Here is a 17,497-nt window from a genome sequence, read left to right on the forward strand (position 1 = left end):
ATCCTTTCTTCTGAGATAGAACTGGACCATCATTTTAGATAAAAACTGGACCACGCCACTGGCCCTAATACTATCTACTTTTACACTGCGATAGCGCAATAACATTTAAAAAAAATCTACAATGTCAAAAGCAGTATTTTATCACGCAGGATGTCCAGTATGTGTAAGTGCAGAACAGGATATATTGAACCTCATTCCTCAAAACCAGGTGGAAGTTGTACATTTAGGCACTGATAAAGCCCAGGTTGGAGTGGCTGAAAGAGCAGGTGTAAAATCCGTTCCTGCACTGGTTTTATCTAATGGTAATGTGCTGCATATCAATTTCGGCGCATCCATTGAAGATTTGAAATAACGTATACACACTCCTGAATGTCTGTCGGCTTCAGGAGTGTTGTTTTATAACACCGGAAATCAATGACTGTTTACGACCTTATCATCAAAGACAAAGAGCAAACAAAACTGGATGACGTTTTTCTGCAGGAAGATAACCGCAACGCGATCATACAGCTGATCAAGGAAAACAACTATGCTGAAGAACTGCAGCAATACGGGCTTCCTGTCAACAATAAACTATTGCTCCACGGAAGTTCCGGATGCGGCAAAACAACCACTGCCAAAGCCATTGCCAACGCATTGGGCAAAAACCTGTTTATACTCAACCTCAGCAATGTGGTATGTTCACGCATCGGCGAAACATCTCAGAATATAAAGGCTGTTTTTGATAAAGCAGGGCGTGAAAAAGCGGTGCTGTTTCTCGATGAATTTGACCAGATAGGCAAAGCCCGGGGCGATGATGATAAGGATGTAGGAGAAATGAGACGACTGGTAAATTCATTGATTCAACTGATTGATTATTATCCTCAGCAATCGCTGCTGATTTGCGCCACCAATCACGCGGAAATAATAGACCATGCACTGATAAGGCGTTTTCAGCTGAAAATATCATTTGAGATGCCCGGCGCCGCTGAGCTGAATGTTTATTACGATAAACTCCTGGCCGCTTTCCCCGAACGTTTGCAGAAAATCAAACGCCGCTACGATATTTCATTTGCAGAAGCAAAAGATGATGCCTTTACACAGGTAAAAGCTGCCCTGATCGCGGACCTGGAGCTAAAAAACCAAAGTGCAACCGTATGAGTGATGCCATAGAAAACAATCTGCGTATTATCCAAAACAGCATACAACAAGCCTGTCTGAAAAGCCATCGCAGTACCAGCGAGGTAAAGCTGTTACTGGCCACTAAAACCGTTCCTGCAGAACGCATTAAAATCGCGTTACAGGCAGGACAGACGCTGATTGCAGAGAACAAAATACAGGAGCTGAAGGAAAAATACGAAGCGCTGAAAAACATCCCTCACGAAAATCATTTCATCGGCCATCTGCAGACCAACAAGATCAAGGACCTCCTGAAATATGAAGTCACCTGTCTCCAATCCCTTGACCGCCTCGATTTAGCAGAGAAGCTGCATCAGCGTTTATGCATTGAAAACAAAAAAATAGATGTGCTGATTCAGGTAAACACTTCCGGCGAAGAAAGCAAATTTGGGGTACATCCCGATGAAGCCCTGGACCTGGTGAAAAAGGTGGCCCAACTGGAAACCCTGCAAATAAAGGGTTTAATGACTATTGGATTGCTGAGTGCGGAAACGGAAAAAGTGCGCCGGTGTTTTCAGTTGCTTAAAAACATACAACAGCAGATTATTGCTGCCAACATCCCCCATGTAATCATGAAAGACCTTTCGATGGGCATGAGCGGTGATATGGAAACAGCCATTGAAGAAGGTGCCACCATTGTGCGTGTAGGCACAGCCGTTTTTGGCCAAAGGCCCACACCCGACAGCTATTACTGGAACGAGTCCGTCACTGTACAATAACTATCGCCAACATGCATATTCATTTTGTTATACACGAGGTATTTGAGGCTCCGGGCGCCTATCTGGAGTGGGCTCAAAAAAGAAAACACACGGCAGGTTTTTCGAGGGTATATGAAAACCAACCGCTTCCTGAAGCCATTAATCCCATTGACATGCTCATTGTGATGGGTGGTCCTCAAAGCCCTGATACTACCCTCTCCCAATGCCCCCATTTTGACGCATCCGCAGAAATCAATCTGATAAAAAAATGTATAGCCGCCGGTAAAGCCGTGATTGGCATTTGCCTGGGGGCGCAGTTAACAGGTGAAGCCCTGGGTGCGCGGTATGAACACAGCCCTGAAAAAGAAATCGGCGTATATCCGATACAGTTAACTGAAAAGGGTTTGCAGCATCCTTCATTCAAACATTTTGGTTCCCCCCTGCCAGTAGGACACTGGCATAATGATATGCCCGGCCTCACCCCTGCCAGCAAAATAATCGCTACCAGTCATGGTTGCCCCAGACAAATCGTGGAATATACTGATTTGGTCTATGGATTTCAGTGCCATATGGAATTTAATGCAGCGGTGATAGAACCACTGATTGCCAGTGAAGAAGAGCTACTGGTGCATAACACCACACACCGTTTTGTTCAGCAACCCGATGAAATCCGCAGTTATGATTTTAGTGAGATGAATGAAAAATTGTTTCAGTTTCTTGATATGCTCTCGGCTGAATATATGAACCGATAGCCAGCACTGTTCGTGGGTCCTCTCTATACAAAATCCTGAAAATGTTTTACTTTTCTGCTTTATTTTATAGAAGACCGAACAGTTGAACAAATGAAAAAAATGCTGAAGGCATTGCTATTTGCTGCCACTACCTTTACAGCCTGCAAAGTCAGTACTCCATCCGGAGCGGGGAATCACCTATACGTTCAAAAGGAAGGACGTGAACAGCAACCATGGAAACTGGTATGGAAGGATGATTTTAATGGTAAGACGCTGGATACTACCAAATGGACACGCATCCCGCCAGGAAAATCTGACTGGAACAAACATATGAGCAGCCACGATGACTGCTACCGGCTCGACAGCGGCCTGCTCTATCTCCGTGGTATCATCAACCCGGATACTTCCGTGGATAAACGGCCTTTTATTACAGGAGGGATCTGGAGTAAAGGTAAATTTGCTTTCCAGTATGGAAGAATTGAAATACGGGCAAAGCTGGAATGCGCCAGGGGAGCATGGCCTGCCATGTGGATGCTGGCCGAACAGGACAAATACGGTCCCTATCCGCGGAATGGCGAAATTGATATCATGGAGCATCTGAACTATGATAGTATTATCTACCAGACTACCCACTCCTACTATACACTTAATCTGAAACAAACCGGGAAGCCACCTCATTTTGGCACTGCCAGACTGAATCCTAATGAGTTCAATACGTTTGGCATCAGCTGGTATCCCGACAGGATTGTTTTTCAGCTCAATGGCCAGGATACTTTTACCTATCCCAGAGTAAAAGATGTGGACCCGTCTCAATGGCCCTATGATCAGCCTTTTTACATTCTGATTGATCAGCAGCTGGGCGGCAACTGGGTAGGAAAAGTCAATCCTGCAGATCTGCCGGTGCAGATGATTGTTGACTGGGTGAAAGTATATCAATAGCACAAACATCATAAAAAGAGCGAAACCTGTGAGTGATCACAGGTTTCGCTCTTTTTATGATGCTTTAAAATGAACATCAGTACAATTCCAGTAGGATACCACAGTGATCTGAAAGACCTTTCGGAACGCTTAAAGTAATGGGCGCAATACGGGGCTTAGGTGAATTTTCTGTTCTTTTCTCGATATTGCTGAACCAATAGTCATATAAACGTCCGCTTAACAATGTACCACCACCTGTAAACTTCTTTTTCGCGTTCCCGGTTGGTTTGCCGACCATCGGTTTGGAATAGTGATAATACTTTTTTCTGCGGGCAGAGCCAATATCCCGGGCCTTTACATTAAAATCACCACCTACATAAATATCATTATCTCCCTGGGCCGCCTCCAGCATGGATGGTAACATCTGCATAAAACTCATTTTGTTATTGGCGAGCGTGTACATGTTATGTACAAATCCAACCACTTCCTGGTTACCTCCAAACTCCAGCACACCATAAACAATCACCCGATAATCCGCCAGTGCATCAGTAGCCATGGTCTTTGCCCAGTCCTTAAACGGCTTGCCATTAATGTTTATCATCGGATGATCGCCCGGAGTCCGCGGCGCCTCATCCAGCACTACTTTTGAGCCGGTTTGAACATAGATTCGTCCGAATTCCCTGATAATGACATCCTTTTTTACAGCATATCCGATATACTCCGTTCTGCCTAATGCAGTCCTGCCACAGTTTACCACAGCGAGTTGATGACCGCCACGGATTCTGCCAAACAACCCTTCTAACAATTTCTTCAACCCGGTAGTTGCTGAAGAATTATTAGTGACTTCCGTGAATCCCGCAACTTTTATTTCATCAAAGCTATTTTTGATGAGCTTGAATGCAGTATAAAATCTGGCCGTCCTGTCTACTTTGCCTCCACTGCCTCCATAATTTCTCATGTTCTGATGAAAAACATATATCATGGCTAATATGATTAGATTATTGTATTCATTTCTCTTTCTGCTGAGATATCCACCATTTCAGGGTTTCAGTGGATAAGGCAGGGGGCTCCTCTGCTTTGGCCAGTTTGTGGAGGTTATAGCTTTTAACAATGGAGGGAGGTACCCGTGAAATAACTGACGCTACTGCTTCTGCAGACTTCGCCAGATCAAAAATGGTGACTACATCGCAGAGCTGCCATCTGACATTCATCACCGGAAAATCGTTGGTATTGGTTACTTCAGAAGATTCGTAGCTGGTTTCCTCCTGATTAATGGTATAGCTCTGCATGCTGGTGGAACTTGTATTCAGGCTCATGGAGATATTGGAAGAGATAGGTCCCCATCCGAGAGAGGTATCTATACTCAATGCCTTGCTGACAGATTCTTCCGTGGAGCTGGTTTGTGTCATACCACTGGTAAAGGTGCTGCCTACAGTGCGGGTTTCGCGGGGAGCCAATGTGTAGGAATCAGCCATTTTTTGCCACGACTGTTCTCTTATGAATGTCCGGTTCCCCCATACACCATAGCCCACCACAACGGGCTGAGAGTCTTTGGGTACAATACATTCTGCTGTAGGCTCCGGAATTGGACCGATGTCATTGGGGCCGCTTAACATGGCCGGGGTAATGTAATATTCCTTTACAGCGGTATCCAGCGCGATTACACCTATGAATCCGCCAGTGGCCAGATTCTTCAATACCAGGTATGTGCCTGTAACAAATGGTGCCCGGAATGTTCCGGTCCCGGATGGCAGGATTTTATTGGGTTGAACATCCAGCAACAGCCCTGTATCAGATACATAAAAGAAAATGACATGCACTTTCAGGCCGTTTTGGATTTTCACTTCCAGGAAATCTTTGCCCAGCGGTTTGGATTTTAAAGTACCGGCAATGGCTTCTGCATAATAGGGTTTCATGTTACGTGGGGATTTTACTTCGTTGTTAATATTGTTTCTGAGAAAAATAACGCACCAAACTGAGGCACAGCAAGCCTTTCCGAATGATGGTCAAACAAACTTAACAAATAAAGAGAAACAAACAAATACACTATCCGTTTGATATTTCCGTTAAGACGTTTACAGCATGCAGAAGGGTTGCTCTTCTGCATGCTATAAATATCAATATCATCGGCGGAACCAGTTAAAGTAAGCATAACCACCTTTTTCCGAAGTGGTATTAAAATTAAACAGGGCAAAACGATTAGCTGTCCAATCCAACCCCAGGCCCATCTTCAGCGTATTATCCAACGGAATAAAATGACTACCATCTGTACTGTAAGCAAAAGTGGCGGTAAAGTCTTTTTCATACACGAAAGCTTTTAACCATACCTTACTGGTATGAAGGCTCACAACCGCTACGGTACTATCATTGTTGACCATTACCAATTCCCTTCCCTTATCTTTTTGACGTACCCCTACATACGCATACGGAAACTGAAACACGCCCAGTCCTGCTACATCACCGGGTTTGAGCCCGGCAGCATCCAACTCCACCGTTCCTTCCGAATAAGGACCTTCCACCCGCTGCGTAAGCGTATTACGGGCTTCGGCGAGGTTAGCGGCCTTACCAGCTTTCAGGCGGAGATAACCAGGCCGCGCTGTCAATGACCAGTTGGCATTATCAGGATTATGATTCCATTGCCATTGCAAACCCAGCCGGGGTGCATTAAATTCATCCGCTGAAGCCGGCACACGGATCGGGGAAACCTTGCCTACTTTGGGTTTGGGGAAGGTATCCACTCCTTTACCATTAACTCCGATCATAGGCCATCCATCTACCCAGGAAACCGGCTCCAGATTAGGTACACGTCCTATAGGGCCACGGTCCTGCATAATGATAAACCACCAATCTCCATTCTTCAACTGTACCATCCCTCCCTGGTGTAAACCATTACCCGGATAACTATGATCATCCTGTATCACCACCTTTGATTCATAAGGCCCGTAAATACTGTCGGCACGCAAACATACCTGTCGCCCACGGGTACCACCGGTAGATCCCAGAATATAGTATTTACCATTTACTTTATACATGTGAGACCCTTCCAGATAAGGGAAAGAGCGGTTGTCATAAATTTTCCGCTGTGGTGTTTTTACCGATAAGGCATCACTGTTCAGCTCTGTGATATAAATTGTTTGCTGACCATGTACCACATATACTTTCCCATCATCATCAAAAAACAATCCGGGGTCATAAAGATATTCAGGAAAGATAGTCCGGGTCCAAGGGCCTTCTATCTTCTTCGCCGTACACATAGAGAAATGCCCTTTCTCTCCATTCATCTCCGGTGTGCAGAAACCTGCATAAAACAACCCATTATGATGACGGATCGTAGCGGCCCAGGATCCATTCAGATATTTGTTGCCACCCTTCAGATCATACCGGGGATCTTCGTTATAACGCTCCAAAGCATATCCGGCCATGGTCCAGTTTACCAGATCACTGGAAACAGCAATAGGACAACCAGGTACATAATGCATGCTGGTAGAGATAAAATAGAATTTATCATCTACACGAATAATATCGGGGTCTGGCCAATCTCCCCACATAAGCGGATTTTTGAAAGTGCCATTCCCATTGTCCGGCGTCCAGGACCGGGTGGGGACAGATGTTTGAGCAGATACGCTGGTACTCAGCAGCAGAAAGAGCCAGATAGCCGGCTTCGTCATAACGGTTCGGAAATATTTCATTGTTCACTTTATATACGCAGACTTATAAAAATAATGATTTGATCAGTTCTACCTTTTTGGTAGTTGTTTTAGTCTTATCATAAGCCAGATAGAGGACGTTGGTAGTTGGCATGGCACCTTTCCATATTTCCGCTATCCGGCCTTCTTTTTCGAGTTCTTTAACCAGATAATCGGCAGCAATCGTAAGGCCACCGTTCCGGCTAATGGCCAGCAAAATAGTATTCATATCCGGAATAACGAAACGCGGTTGGATGGGCGGTCTTTTTTTAAAGTTAGTGAGCCAGAAACGGCGTATAATGGCCAGATCGGTACTATAGGCATACCAATCCTGCTGCAACAACCATTCTTCTGCTTTTAGCAGGTCTTTCTTTTTTATCAGTGCACGGAATGGCTTTGTGTCTAACGACGGATGACCGGCTATCACAAAGGATTCTGTCAGGATCGGTTCAAAAAAAATATCCTTTTTATCTGTCCGCTGGGTGGCTACCACAAAATCAAGGTCCCCGTTACTCAGTTTAATAAGCAGGTCCTGGGTTAGTCCGAACGAGGTTACGATATCCGCAGGGAATGCTGCCAGCTTTGACAGGGCTACTGTATGAAACACTTCTTTTACCGTACCAAAGCGGATGATTGGAAATGGCTGTCCTTTGCTTATTGCAGAAAAAGAAACTTCCAGATGTTCCAGTTTTTCCAGCGGTCCCACCAGCTGCGTATAGAATAGCTTGCCATCATCTGTAGGGACCAGCTTAGGCTTCCGCTCAAAAAGCTGTTTCCCCATATACGCCTCCAGTGCAGATAAATGCTGACTGACATTCGGCTGTGATATAAAGAGCGCTTTGGATGCCGCTGTCAGTGATCCCGTTTGATACACCGCTTTAAATGTTCTATACCATTCCAGATTTACCATGCTATAAATGTATAAATAATTTTATGAGGATGATAAATCATACTATTTTATTTTATGGCTTCTTCCGTCGCATTTTTGCATAAAAAACGATGAACGATCAACTGATATTATCGCCCGAAGTCATTTCTGCATTGGAATATATTCAATCCATCCACATGCCGGAAATGGAAGATGCAGTGCTCGCAGGCAGGGAGTTTTACGAAGGTTTTATTCCCATGGCCGGAGAGCTGGAAGCGCTGTTTAATATTGAAAACGTTTACATACCATCGGCTACCGGCGATATACCTATCCGTATTTACCGGCCGTCTGATCAGCCGCAACTGCCGGCAGTACTGTATTTTCATGGTGGATGGTTTAATGCAGGAAATCTTGAAACACATGACCGGCCTGTACGTACTTTAGCCCGGTTATCAAACGCCGTGTTTATTGCAGTCGATTACCGGCTGGCTCCTGAATTTCCGTTTCCACATGGATTAAATGATTGTTGCGAGACCTTAAAATGGGTCATTGAAAATGCTGCCGCCCTTGGTATAGATCCTGCCCGGATCGCTTTGGCCGGAGACAGCGCAGGTGGTGCACTTGCGGCCACCGTAAGCAGACGGGCCGTAAAAACAATGGGAATAAATATCCCTTGTCAGGTATTGATCTATCCTGTTACAGACTCATCTCTGAGCAGCCCATCATGGGAATTGTTTTCAGACGGACCTAATCTCACACTGGATGGCGCCAAAATAGCCTGGGACCTGTATACCCCCTCCCCTTCTCACCGGAATAATCCGGATGCAGCCCCGCTGCTGGCCAGCGATCTTACAGGACTTCCGCCAACACTCATTATTACTGCCGAATATGATCCTTTAAGAGATGAAGCTGTACAATATGCACAAAAACTGCTATCTGCCGGAGTAACCGTAAGATTGACTGAATATACCGGAATGATCCATGGCTTCTTTCAGATGGGAGGTATCATTAGCAGTGGAAAACAGGCTATTGAAGAAGCAGCGGATTTTCTGAGCAATCATTTTTCAGTAAAATAATATTGGGTGATGAAGAGAAAGATCGCATATATAGGTTGTTTGGGAATGCTGGGTGTTATTACAACAGAATTTGGTGTAATCGGTATCCTGCCGCAGTTGGCACAGTATTATGCCATCAGTATAGATAAAGCTGGATTGCTGCTGAGTGCCTTTGCCATGGTGATTGCGCTTGCAGGGCCATTTATGACACTGTTTATGTCCGGATTCAACCGCAAAAAGATAATGGCGCTCAGCCTCAGCCTCTTCCTGGTTTCAGGAATCATCTCCCTGTTATCGCCACCATTCTGGCTGTTGTTGGTTGCCAGAATGCTCCCTGCTTTTCTCCAGCCGGTTTACATTTCTACAGCTATCGCTGCTGCAACTGGTGCTGCTGGGAAAAAAGATGAGCATAAAATGATGGCCATTGTATTGGGAGGAATCGGTATTGCCACCGTGACTACCGTACCCTTTGCCACTTATATGGCAGACCTGTTCAGGAATTGGCAGGCATCGTTTGCGGTACAGAGTATGGTTAGTCTGACAGCCCTGACCTGTATACTGACTATGCTGCCTTCCATGCCTGTGGCGGAAAGGAAGCCGCTGGGAAATCAATTGCTGATTCTTCAAAAGCCGGCGTTCATCATCAGTGCAGTGATGGTATTCCTGATGAATGCGGCCATGTTCACCACCTATTCCTATTTTGCAGATTACCTTGGTAAAGTAAACGGTATGAGTGCCGGCATCATCAGCGGCATGTTGTTATTGTTTGGTGTGATGGGTGTATTGGGCAATTTTACCGCAGGTAAAACAATGGGGAAAAGCCTTACCGGAACAACGGTTGTCTTTTTGGGAGGACTAACGCTGACGGCTGTAGGTATCTATCATTCCGGTCCTTTATCTTTAAGCACGGTATTGCTGATAGCGCTGTGGGGCTTCCTGCATACACCTTGTTTTCTCACCGGACAAGCCTATATGATTGCTTTTGCCCGGGAGGCGCCGGAGTTTGCCAATAGCCTTTCTATTTCATTTGGCAACCTGGGTATATCATCGGGAACATTGGTGGGAGGATGGGTCATCAGCCGATATGGTGTGAGCTGTACTCCCTGGGCTATGTGTATGTTTGGTGTGGCCGCTTTGGTCCTGGTGTTGCTTCAAACCATTTATGAAAAAAGCAGAAAACCAGTAGTATGTCCGGACTGACATCTTCTGCCTTAATAGTTGAAACGTCGCATGAATCACTGCATTCATGCGGCGTTATCGGTTGCGTTGATGCCAGGTCACAGGGGTTTCTCTCGGAGTGGCTGTAAAAGCCATGATGATCAGCAGACAGGCAACGACTAACAGTCCCGCCTGTACGTAGTTGTATTTAAAGATTGCCTTTGCCATATTACTTTATTATTCCCGGCGCTGACAGGCTGTTCTCTGCACTACACAAAACGACAAAGGGCATACTCAGATGCCCTTTGTCATATTAACCAGTAAGCGCTAATACAATGGATAAATAATTACTCTTTTATTCCATAGGTAGATGACTGCATCCTCCATATGGAATTATGTAATAACCTTTTAATGGCGGAAGGAGTTACGGCAACCTTATCCATTTTACCAGCGCATTATGTTTGCTTGCCCTTTGCGGGGGCACATCCACATTTATCACCCCGATTACTTTATAATATCAGGTGATTTCCTTGCGGAAGTGTTTCCAATGTATTGTACACAAGGGTAAGCGCACTCCCGTCAAATGACATTTAATAATTAGCTACACTACTAGGTATAGGTATAGGAATAGGTATAGTCTAGCTTCAGCACTTAATTCTCCTGATATGTAATAAACGGCTTTCACCTGCAGGTTTATGAGTCGTTTTATTCATTGTCAAGTAGTTAAATGCTTATGGGCAGCAAGATATATGTAGTTTTTGAATGAAAAAACCTCCATTTTACATCTGCGTCAAAAACTAGATAAACTGCATTCAAAATGGCAATTTTCGACATATGTCCATTCATTTATATGTTTATTCGTATATTTATCCGGCAATACTGGTATCCCGCTTGCATAAAAGTAGCACGACGGTCCGTATTATTAACTAATCTATGCTCCTATATCGCCATTTAAATACTTGTTTGCTGACTATACGACTAACGCTGATCTTACTATTTCTTACTGCGGCCAGAGCGCATTGTCAGGACCCATCCTATACGCAGTATACTGTTAAGGACGGCTTGCCGGGCCCCATTGTATACCAGGCTCTCCAGGATAAAAACGGCTTTATATGGTTTGCCACCAACCAGGGAGTGAGCCGGTTTGATGGGAAATCATTTAAAAATTTCAGCAAAGCTGATGGCCTGCCTGACAATGAAATACTGAAGCTATATATAGACAAACATAATAATATGTGGTTTATCTCCGGAGCTGGTATCCCTTCTTTATACCGTCAGGGGAAGATACAGAGCATGAATAATTGCAAAGGTGTTTTTTCCATTACAGAAGACTTTATGGGGGATTCCATTTACCTCCATAGCAATTTTTCTGAAGGGACGAAACTGGTTCAAGGTTATTATGTATCGTCTAATCAAACGGAACAATGGAAATTTACCCATCATATTTTTCCCGGTGATGATTTTCTTCGGTTTACATTGCTAAAAGCATCTACTGAAAAAAAAATCAATTTTTATTTCTCACTGGCAGATAACTCTACCTATAAGCTATTGATAAAAAGTAAAAACAAAATCCGTAGTTATACCTTTCCCTATCGCCATCTCGATGGCTATTTCCCCTTTAACATCAAATTTCTGCATACGTATAATACCAGGAAGGGCTCATTCCTGTTCTTCACAGAGTCTTTATACGAAGCAGACAGCTCCGGACTCAAAGAAATATGTCCGATTCAATCCCTTCAATTAAATTACCGCAACACCAATTCCATCTTCTGCGAAAATGACAGCATTTTATGGTGCTGTTCGAGGGACAAAGGGCTGATCCGGGTAAAAAACTATGCCTCCTCCCACCGGGTGGTCCAGACCTTTTTCCCAAAAACGTACTGCACATCGATTATAAAAGACCATGAGGGCGGATACTGGCTGACTACCCATAACGATGGGGTGTATTACCTTCCCAATCTGAATGCATATTATTTATCGGGGCTAAACGATCTGGCCGCCAAAGACGTAAAAACCATTAAAGCGATTGATAAAGACCGTATGGTGGCAGGTTTCGCCAACGGAAACATCCTGGAAGTACATCTTCCTGATATCAAAAGCAAGGCATATACCCAATGGAACAGTACCAATATCAATAACAGGATAATGGACATCAAGCCCTATGGCCGGCATCAGCTGATGATAGCCAGTGATTACGGGCTTCATACTGTTAATTCTGACAATACCAGCAAAACGCTTTTCCATGGTATCAGTATTAAAGGGGTACATCTGATATCCGATACCGCCATCGCATTCGCCACCAGTGCCGGCGTTCTTATTCTGACCCCGCACACGAAGGAGCCCAGAGCGGTACTACGCCATAAAGCCACCTGCATCAGTGGTTTGGGCAAAAACTTTTACTGGGGCTCCATGAATGGCGTATACGCCTTTCTCAACGACTCCATTCACTACCTGGGCAAACAATACCCGCAGCTAAGCGGTAGTATCAACCGAATAAACATCGCACCGGATTCGGCCATCTGGATATCAACACCAGAGGGCCTCCACATACTAAAAAACGGCCAGCTCAGCACTATCGGAAAAGAACAGGGATTACTGAGTGACATCTGCAAGGATGTACTCTTTGATGGCAATATAGCCTGGGTATCCACCGACCGGGGTATCTCCCGTATCATCTATCGCTGGAATAACAATACCCCCGTTTATTCCATTTCCGGGATCACAGAAAACGACGGACTTATTTCGTCTGATGTCAATCAGACCGCTGTCAGCGATAATTACATCTGGGCCGCCACCGCCAGGGGAATTTGTTTTATGTCTAAAAACGATACTCCCCGTGCCATGCTTAACCCGCTTATCAATATCAATACAGTCATCAGAGGCAACGATGAAATCGTTCCCGGCGATACGGTGGCGATAGACTATAGAAAAAATAAACTTCGCATCGAATTATCCGGTATTTCCTTCCGGAGCGGCAAACAAACCACCTATCAGTACAGGTTTAAAAACCTGGACAGCAACTGGACCAGTACCGCTATCGATGTATTGGAATTTTCCACGTTACCTTTCGGCATTCATACCTTTGAAGTCAGGGCTGTAGACCGCTGGGGCAATAAAAGCATTCCCGTAAAAAGAATCACCATCTCTGTTATTCCTCCCTTCTGGAAAACATCCTGGTTTATATTTTTTACTTATCTTTTTACCGGTGCACTGATCGGATATTCCGTTTATATTTACTTCAGGATACAACAACGCAAAAAAGACAAAATCTATCAGGCTAAAAGAGGAATGGCAGAACTGGAGATGAAAGTGCTGAGAGGACAAATGAATCCACATTTCATTTTTAACTGCTTAGGTTCCATACAGCATCACATACTACGGGCAGATATTACAAATGCCAACCTATATCTGTACAAATTTTCGAAGCTGATACGGAATATCCTGCAATATAGCATTGCCGCCACCATTACACTGGAAGAAGAAGTAGAAGTACTGGAGCTCTACCTGGAACTGGAAAAAGTACGCCTGGGAGAGCGCATGAACTATGTAGTAACCGTCAGCCCTGACATCGATCCTACCTTTATCAATATCCCCTCCATGATTATTCAACCCTATGTAGAGAATGCCATTAAACATGGCATCACTCCGCTGGTGGACAGAACGGGGACTATCAGGATCAGCTTCAACCGGGAAAACAATTACCTGGTATGTATTATTGATGATGATGGTATCGGTATACGGGCATCCTTAGCCGCGCAAAAAACCAATTTCTCCGGATATATATCCATGGGCACCGGCATCACCCAAAGCCGGATCGATGTCATCAATGCCATCCAAAAGAATAAAATATTGTTGGAAATAATAGATAAAGAAGCCTCCAATCTATCCGGTAAGGGCACCATTGTACGCGTATCTTTTCCCATATTAAATGACTAGCTATGACTATTACCACTGTTATTATTGAAGATGATGAAAAAAACATGCATGTAATCTGCGACCTGATCCGGCAATTTGCGCCGGACCTGGAGGTAGTTGGTACCGCCAGCCATATCGCAGAAAGCATAGAGCTGATTGAGAACAAAGCACCGCAGCTGGTATTCATGGATATCCAGATAGCTGACGGGACCGGATTTGATGTACTACGTAAATTATCTGCGAGGAACTTTGAACTGGTCTTTATAACAGCATACGATAACTATGCCCTCAAAGCATTCAAATTTGCAGCGATAGACTATTTGCTGAAACCCGTTGGCCTCAATGAATTCAGGGAGGCAGTTGACCGGGCACGCACACGGATAAACGAAAAAACCAGACATCAGCATGTGGACACCCTATTACACAACCTGGCCCAGCAAAGCAGCCAGGACAGGAAAATAAGCGTGGCTACCGTCAACGGGTTTGAATTCCTCGACCTCAAGGATATCATCTGGTGTCATTCAGAAGGCAGTTATACTACTTTTCACCTGGCCAACAATATGAAAGTCACCTCCTCCCGTGGCCTCGGATTTTATGAAAATCTCCTCGGTGCAAATAACTTTTGCCGCATCCATCAATCTACCATCATCAACTTACGTTTCATCAAAAGTTATATCAAAGGGAAAAACGGCTATGTGACGATGACTAACGGTGTCAAGCTGGAGATTTCACAACGGCGGAAAAATGATTTCCTGAATACATTGTAATGATATCCCATATAGATATATAAATTTCTATTTATGCACAGTTTCCATTACAAAAGGATTACTTTGTTGCTACTGTTGCTGTTTAAAACAGCGTTGATTTTTTCCCAAATAACAAAGGTCTCTACATCTAAGATTCCGGATGAAACATTTTCTTTCTCTGCACCGGAAGACGAGGGATTTTCCTCAAAAGGCTTAAGCGATATATTTACTTATGTGAAAGAAAAAAAAGTAAATATTCACAGCCTTTTAATCGTACGGAATAAGAAGATCGTATTTGATGCCTGTTTTTATCCCTTTCGCTCAAATCTACGGCATGATATAGCATCGTGTACCAAATCAATAACATCCATACTTATTGGCATAGCCATAGATAAAGGCTATATTAAGAATGAAGATCAATTGGTTTCATTTTTTTTCCCGGAGATCAAACTAACTGGTAAGGGTTTTGCAACATTATCAATCAAAGACCTGCTCACTATGAAGTCGGGTTTTGATTGCGGCTCTTCAAATGAAGATAGTCTCTTCAATGAGTTATTTCCATCTAACAATTGGCCAGAATTTATTTTCGATATTCCTTTTGTAGATAATCCCGGCCAGCAATTCTCTTATTGCAGTTGCAATTATTACTTGCTGGCTGAAATTATTCACCGGGCAACCGGATTATCCCCTGAAGATTTTGCCAGAAAGTACCTCTTTAATGATTTAGGAATAAAGTCCATTTATTGGTCGAAAAATAAGAAAGGTATTAATTACGGTTGGGGAGATCTTGCCTTAGAACCGCATGATCTTGCTAAAATCGGCCAGCTATTGTTGGACGATGGCAAATGGAACAATAAACCCATTATTTCCTCAGACTGGGTTAAAAAAGTCAAATCGAAGAACACGGCATTTTCAAATGGAAATGGCTACGGCTATGGTTTTTGGATAGACAAAGACAAGGAGCATGCTTACAATGCCGAAGGCAGAGGTTGGCAGAAGATACATATCGACTCCTTAAACAACGCAATTGTCGTAATTACGGCTGGTGGCGTTAATGAAGAGGAGAAGGAACGGATTGGTGATATTATTGGTAATGCGCTCCACCTTGATGAAAAATTGAAAAGTGATCCTGTAGCCTTTAATAGCTTAAAAAAAATGGAACTTCAAGCGGCAACAGCGGTTATTGATTCGCCCGCGTACATTTCCATTGCTAGTGAAAAAGGGAAGTTATTTAATAAAACAATCATTTTCCCAAAGAACAGTTTGGCCATTAAAAGCGCCGAAATTATTTGGAAAAAAGGGAATCTATCCCTTATGTTAAAACAAACCGGGGAACAAACCGTCATTTATCCTTTAGGAATTGGTACTGCCTATAAATTTTATCAAGATGCCCGCTCTGGCCACCTGTATGCGTTAAGAGGATATTGGAAAGCCACCAATGAATTTGAAATCGAGTTTAATATGCTATCAAAGATTAATAAATACCTGATTGATTTTAAAATTGGCGATAATGGAAACGAGGTTTTGATAAAGGAAGGGACCCATAATATCAATGAAGTTTTTCCGGTGTCAATAATGGATTAAAAAGAGACTAAAGCATGCTGGCGCGCAGGCCAGCATCTTTAGTCGGACACAGTGATTTTTTTAGTCAGATATATTTTGGGGGCTTCCTGTAATTTGTCCTGTGCCAAACCGGCAAATGCCTGGATATAAGGTTGTTGGTTGTGGCTGTCAAGTCCCTCCTGGCTCTTCCATATTTCATAGAAAACAAACCGGTTTTCATCTTCGGTTCCCTGATGAAGGTCGTACTGGATGCAGGCTTCTTCCTTTCTGGTTTCCCTGACCATATGCTGTAATACAGCTATGACCTCATCGCGGTGTTCCGGCTTAGTTTTGATAATCGCGGTCAAATAGATACTCATGATAATTGTTTTTCAAGGGTGAATACTGCTGCTTCCAGATGTCTGAGATAGTCCTTACGATAATTTTCAACCCGCTCCTGTGTGGCATTTTTTTCCAGATCATGAAAATGGAACCCTTCTATTCTGTCCATGCCCACAAACTGGTTCATTTTGTGAAACCCGAACAGGACGCCATCATCGACTGATTTTTGATCGAAAAATTCACCGGGCAAGGTAAAAGCTGTATCCGGCGCATTCCAGGAAGTAGTGACCATATATTTTTTGCCATGCATCAACCCGCCGGTGCCGTAGTTGATAGCAGGATTTTTCCGGCTTCTTCCGTCGCTGGCATACATCCCGTTTTGATGGCCTGCTGTAAATACTTCATCGATATATACTTTTAAACGGTTAGGCACCTGGAACCACCATATTGGTGTGTGATAGATGACAATATCTGCCCATTTAAAATTTTCCACTTCGGCCATTGCATCAAAATCGTCGTTGACATTGGCAACTCTGCATTCAAATCCATTTTGACCCAGGAATTCCGTTGTCCAGTCCGTTAATGAGTCGTTGAACTTCCCGCCGGAATGTGCGAAAACCTGTCCACCATTGATAATGAATATCTTCATTTGTATAATTTTAATTATTGATAGTGCAAATTTC

17 protein-coding genes are annotated in these 17,497 nt (G+C 43.8%); 10 read left to right on the plus strand and 7 right to left on the minus strand.

The genetic code is table 11. The annotated features are described in order from the left end of the window. Nucleotides 1-121: 121 nt before the first annotated feature. The 5 genes from KD145_RS06665 to KD145_RS06685 all read left to right on the plus strand — a co-directional run bounded on the left by KD145_RS06665 (nt 122) and on the right by KD145_RS06685 (nt 3,523). On the plus strand, nt 122-352 hold the full coding sequence (locus tag KD145_RS06665) for a thioredoxin family protein (protein ID WP_212005130.1): 231 nt from the start codon (nt 122-124) through the stop codon (nt 350-352). A 62-nt stretch (nt 353-414) separates the two neighbouring features. Then, the gene (locus KD145_RS06670; protein ID WP_212005131.1) at nt 415-1,137 is read left to right on the plus strand and encodes an AAA family ATPase; all 723 of its coding nucleotides are present in this window, start codon (nt 415-417) and stop codon (nt 1,135-1,137) included. After that, nucleotides 1,134-1,874, plus strand: a complete 741-nt coding sequence (locus KD145_RS06675) for a YggS family pyridoxal phosphate-dependent enzyme (RefSeq protein WP_212005132.1) — start codon at nt 1,134-1,136, stop codon at nt 1,872-1,874. Before KD145_RS06670 ends, KD145_RS06675 begins: the two co-directional genes overlap by 4 nt. 11 nt (nt 1,875-1,885) lie before the next feature. Further along, the gene (locus KD145_RS06680; RefSeq protein ID WP_212005133.1) at nt 1,886-2,605 is read left to right on the plus strand and encodes a type 1 glutamine amidotransferase; all 720 of its coding nucleotides are present in this window, start codon (nt 1,886-1,888) and stop codon (nt 2,603-2,605) included. A 90-nt stretch (nt 2,606-2,695) separates the two neighbouring features. Next, nucleotides 2,696-3,523, plus strand: coding sequence for a glycoside hydrolase family 16 protein (locus KD145_RS06685; RefSeq protein ID WP_249219750.1), 828 nt, complete (start codon nt 2,696-2,698; stop codon nt 3,521-3,523). A gap of 76 nt (nt 3,524-3,599) precedes the next feature. Here KD145_RS06685 and KD145_RS06690 read toward each other — a convergent pair whose 3' ends face one another. From KD145_RS06690 to KD145_RS06705, 4 genes are all read right to left on the minus strand, one after another. Then, nucleotides 3,600-4,484, minus strand: coding sequence for a hypothetical protein (locus KD145_RS06690; RefSeq protein WP_212005134.1), 885 nt, complete (start codon nt 4,482-4,484; stop codon nt 3,600-3,602). A gap of 25 nt (nt 4,485-4,509) precedes the next feature. Beyond that, nucleotides 4,510-5,418 (minus strand): hypothetical protein, encoded by a 909-nt coding sequence (locus KD145_RS06695; RefSeq protein WP_212005135.1) that lies wholly within the window; start codon nt 5,416-5,418, stop codon nt 4,510-4,512. A 207-nt stretch (nt 5,419-5,625) separates the two neighbouring features. Next, nucleotides 5,626-7,191, minus strand: a complete 1,566-nt coding sequence (locus KD145_RS06700; protein WP_212005136.1) for a glycoside hydrolase 43 family protein — start codon at nt 7,189-7,191, stop codon at nt 5,626-5,628. A 22-nt stretch (nt 7,192-7,213) separates the two neighbouring features. Then, nucleotides 7,214-8,098 carry a LysR family transcriptional regulator gene (locus KD145_RS06705; protein ID WP_212005137.1) on the minus strand — a complete coding sequence of 295 codons (885 nt, stop codon included), beginning with the start codon at nt 8,096-8,098 and terminating at the stop codon, nt 7,214-7,216. An 89-nt stretch (nt 8,099-8,187) separates the two neighbouring features. Here KD145_RS06705 and KD145_RS06710 point away from each other — a divergent pair, with 89 nt between their 5' ends. Continuing rightward, nucleotides 8,188-9,132, plus strand: a complete 945-nt coding sequence (locus KD145_RS06710) for an alpha/beta hydrolase (RefSeq protein ID WP_212005138.1) — start codon at nt 8,188-8,190, stop codon at nt 9,130-9,132. Between the two features lie 9 nt (nt 9,133-9,141). Continuing rightward, on the plus strand, nt 9,142-10,311 hold the full coding sequence (locus KD145_RS06715) for an MFS transporter (protein ID WP_212005139.1): 1,170 nt from the start codon (nt 9,142-9,144) through the stop codon (nt 10,309-10,311). Nucleotides 10,312-10,365: 54 nt separating this feature from the next. Here KD145_RS06715 and KD145_RS32450 read toward each other — a convergent pair whose 3' ends face one another. Next, nucleotides 10,366-10,497 (minus strand): hypothetical protein, encoded by a 132-nt coding sequence (locus KD145_RS32450; RefSeq protein ID WP_256441274.1) that lies wholly within the window; start codon nt 10,495-10,497, stop codon nt 10,366-10,368. Nucleotides 10,498-11,232: 735 nt separating this feature from the next. On the opposite strand from KD145_RS32450, the gene KD145_RS06720 reads away from it, so the two are divergent. Genes KD145_RS06720 through KD145_RS06730 form a run of 3 tightly spaced genes read left to right on the plus strand, consistent with a single transcriptional unit; the run spans nt 11,233 to nt 16,514 of the window. After that, on the plus strand, nt 11,233-14,205 hold the full coding sequence (locus KD145_RS06720; protein WP_212005140.1) for a histidine kinase: 2,973 nt from the start codon (nt 11,233-11,235) through the stop codon (nt 14,203-14,205). A 2-nt stretch (nt 14,206-14,207) separates the two neighbouring features. Continuing rightward, complete coding sequence (locus KD145_RS06725) at nt 14,208-14,951, plus strand: LytTR family DNA-binding domain-containing protein (RefSeq protein ID WP_212005141.1); 744 nt, start codon at nt 14,208-14,210, stop codon at nt 14,949-14,951. A gap of 33 nt (nt 14,952-14,984) precedes the next feature. After that, nucleotides 14,985-16,514: a serine hydrolase gene (locus KD145_RS06730; RefSeq protein WP_212005142.1), complete on the plus strand. Its 1,530-nt coding sequence runs from the start codon at nt 14,985-14,987 to the stop codon at nt 16,512-16,514. A 38-nt stretch (nt 16,515-16,552) separates the two neighbouring features. Here the strand turns inward: KD145_RS06730 and KD145_RS06735 are convergent, their stop codons facing one another. Both KD145_RS06735 and KD145_RS06740 read right to left on the minus strand, forming a co-directional pair. Next, entirely contained in the window at nt 16,553-16,852 is a 300-nt protein-coding gene (locus KD145_RS06735; protein WP_212005143.1) for a putative quinol monooxygenase, read from the minus strand. Beyond that, the gene (locus tag KD145_RS06740) at nt 16,849-17,463 is read right to left on the minus strand and encodes an NAD(P)H-dependent oxidoreductase (protein WP_212005144.1); all 615 of its coding nucleotides are present in this window, start codon (nt 17,461-17,463) and stop codon (nt 16,849-16,851) included. Before KD145_RS06740 ends, KD145_RS06735 begins: the two co-directional genes overlap by 4 nt. Between the last annotated feature and the right edge of the window lie 34 nt (nt 17,464-17,497).

The sequence above is a fragment of the Chitinophaga sp. HK235 genome, from assembly GCF_018255755.1.
Lineage (GTDB): Bacteria > Bacteroidota > Bacteroidia > Chitinophagales > Chitinophagaceae > Chitinophaga.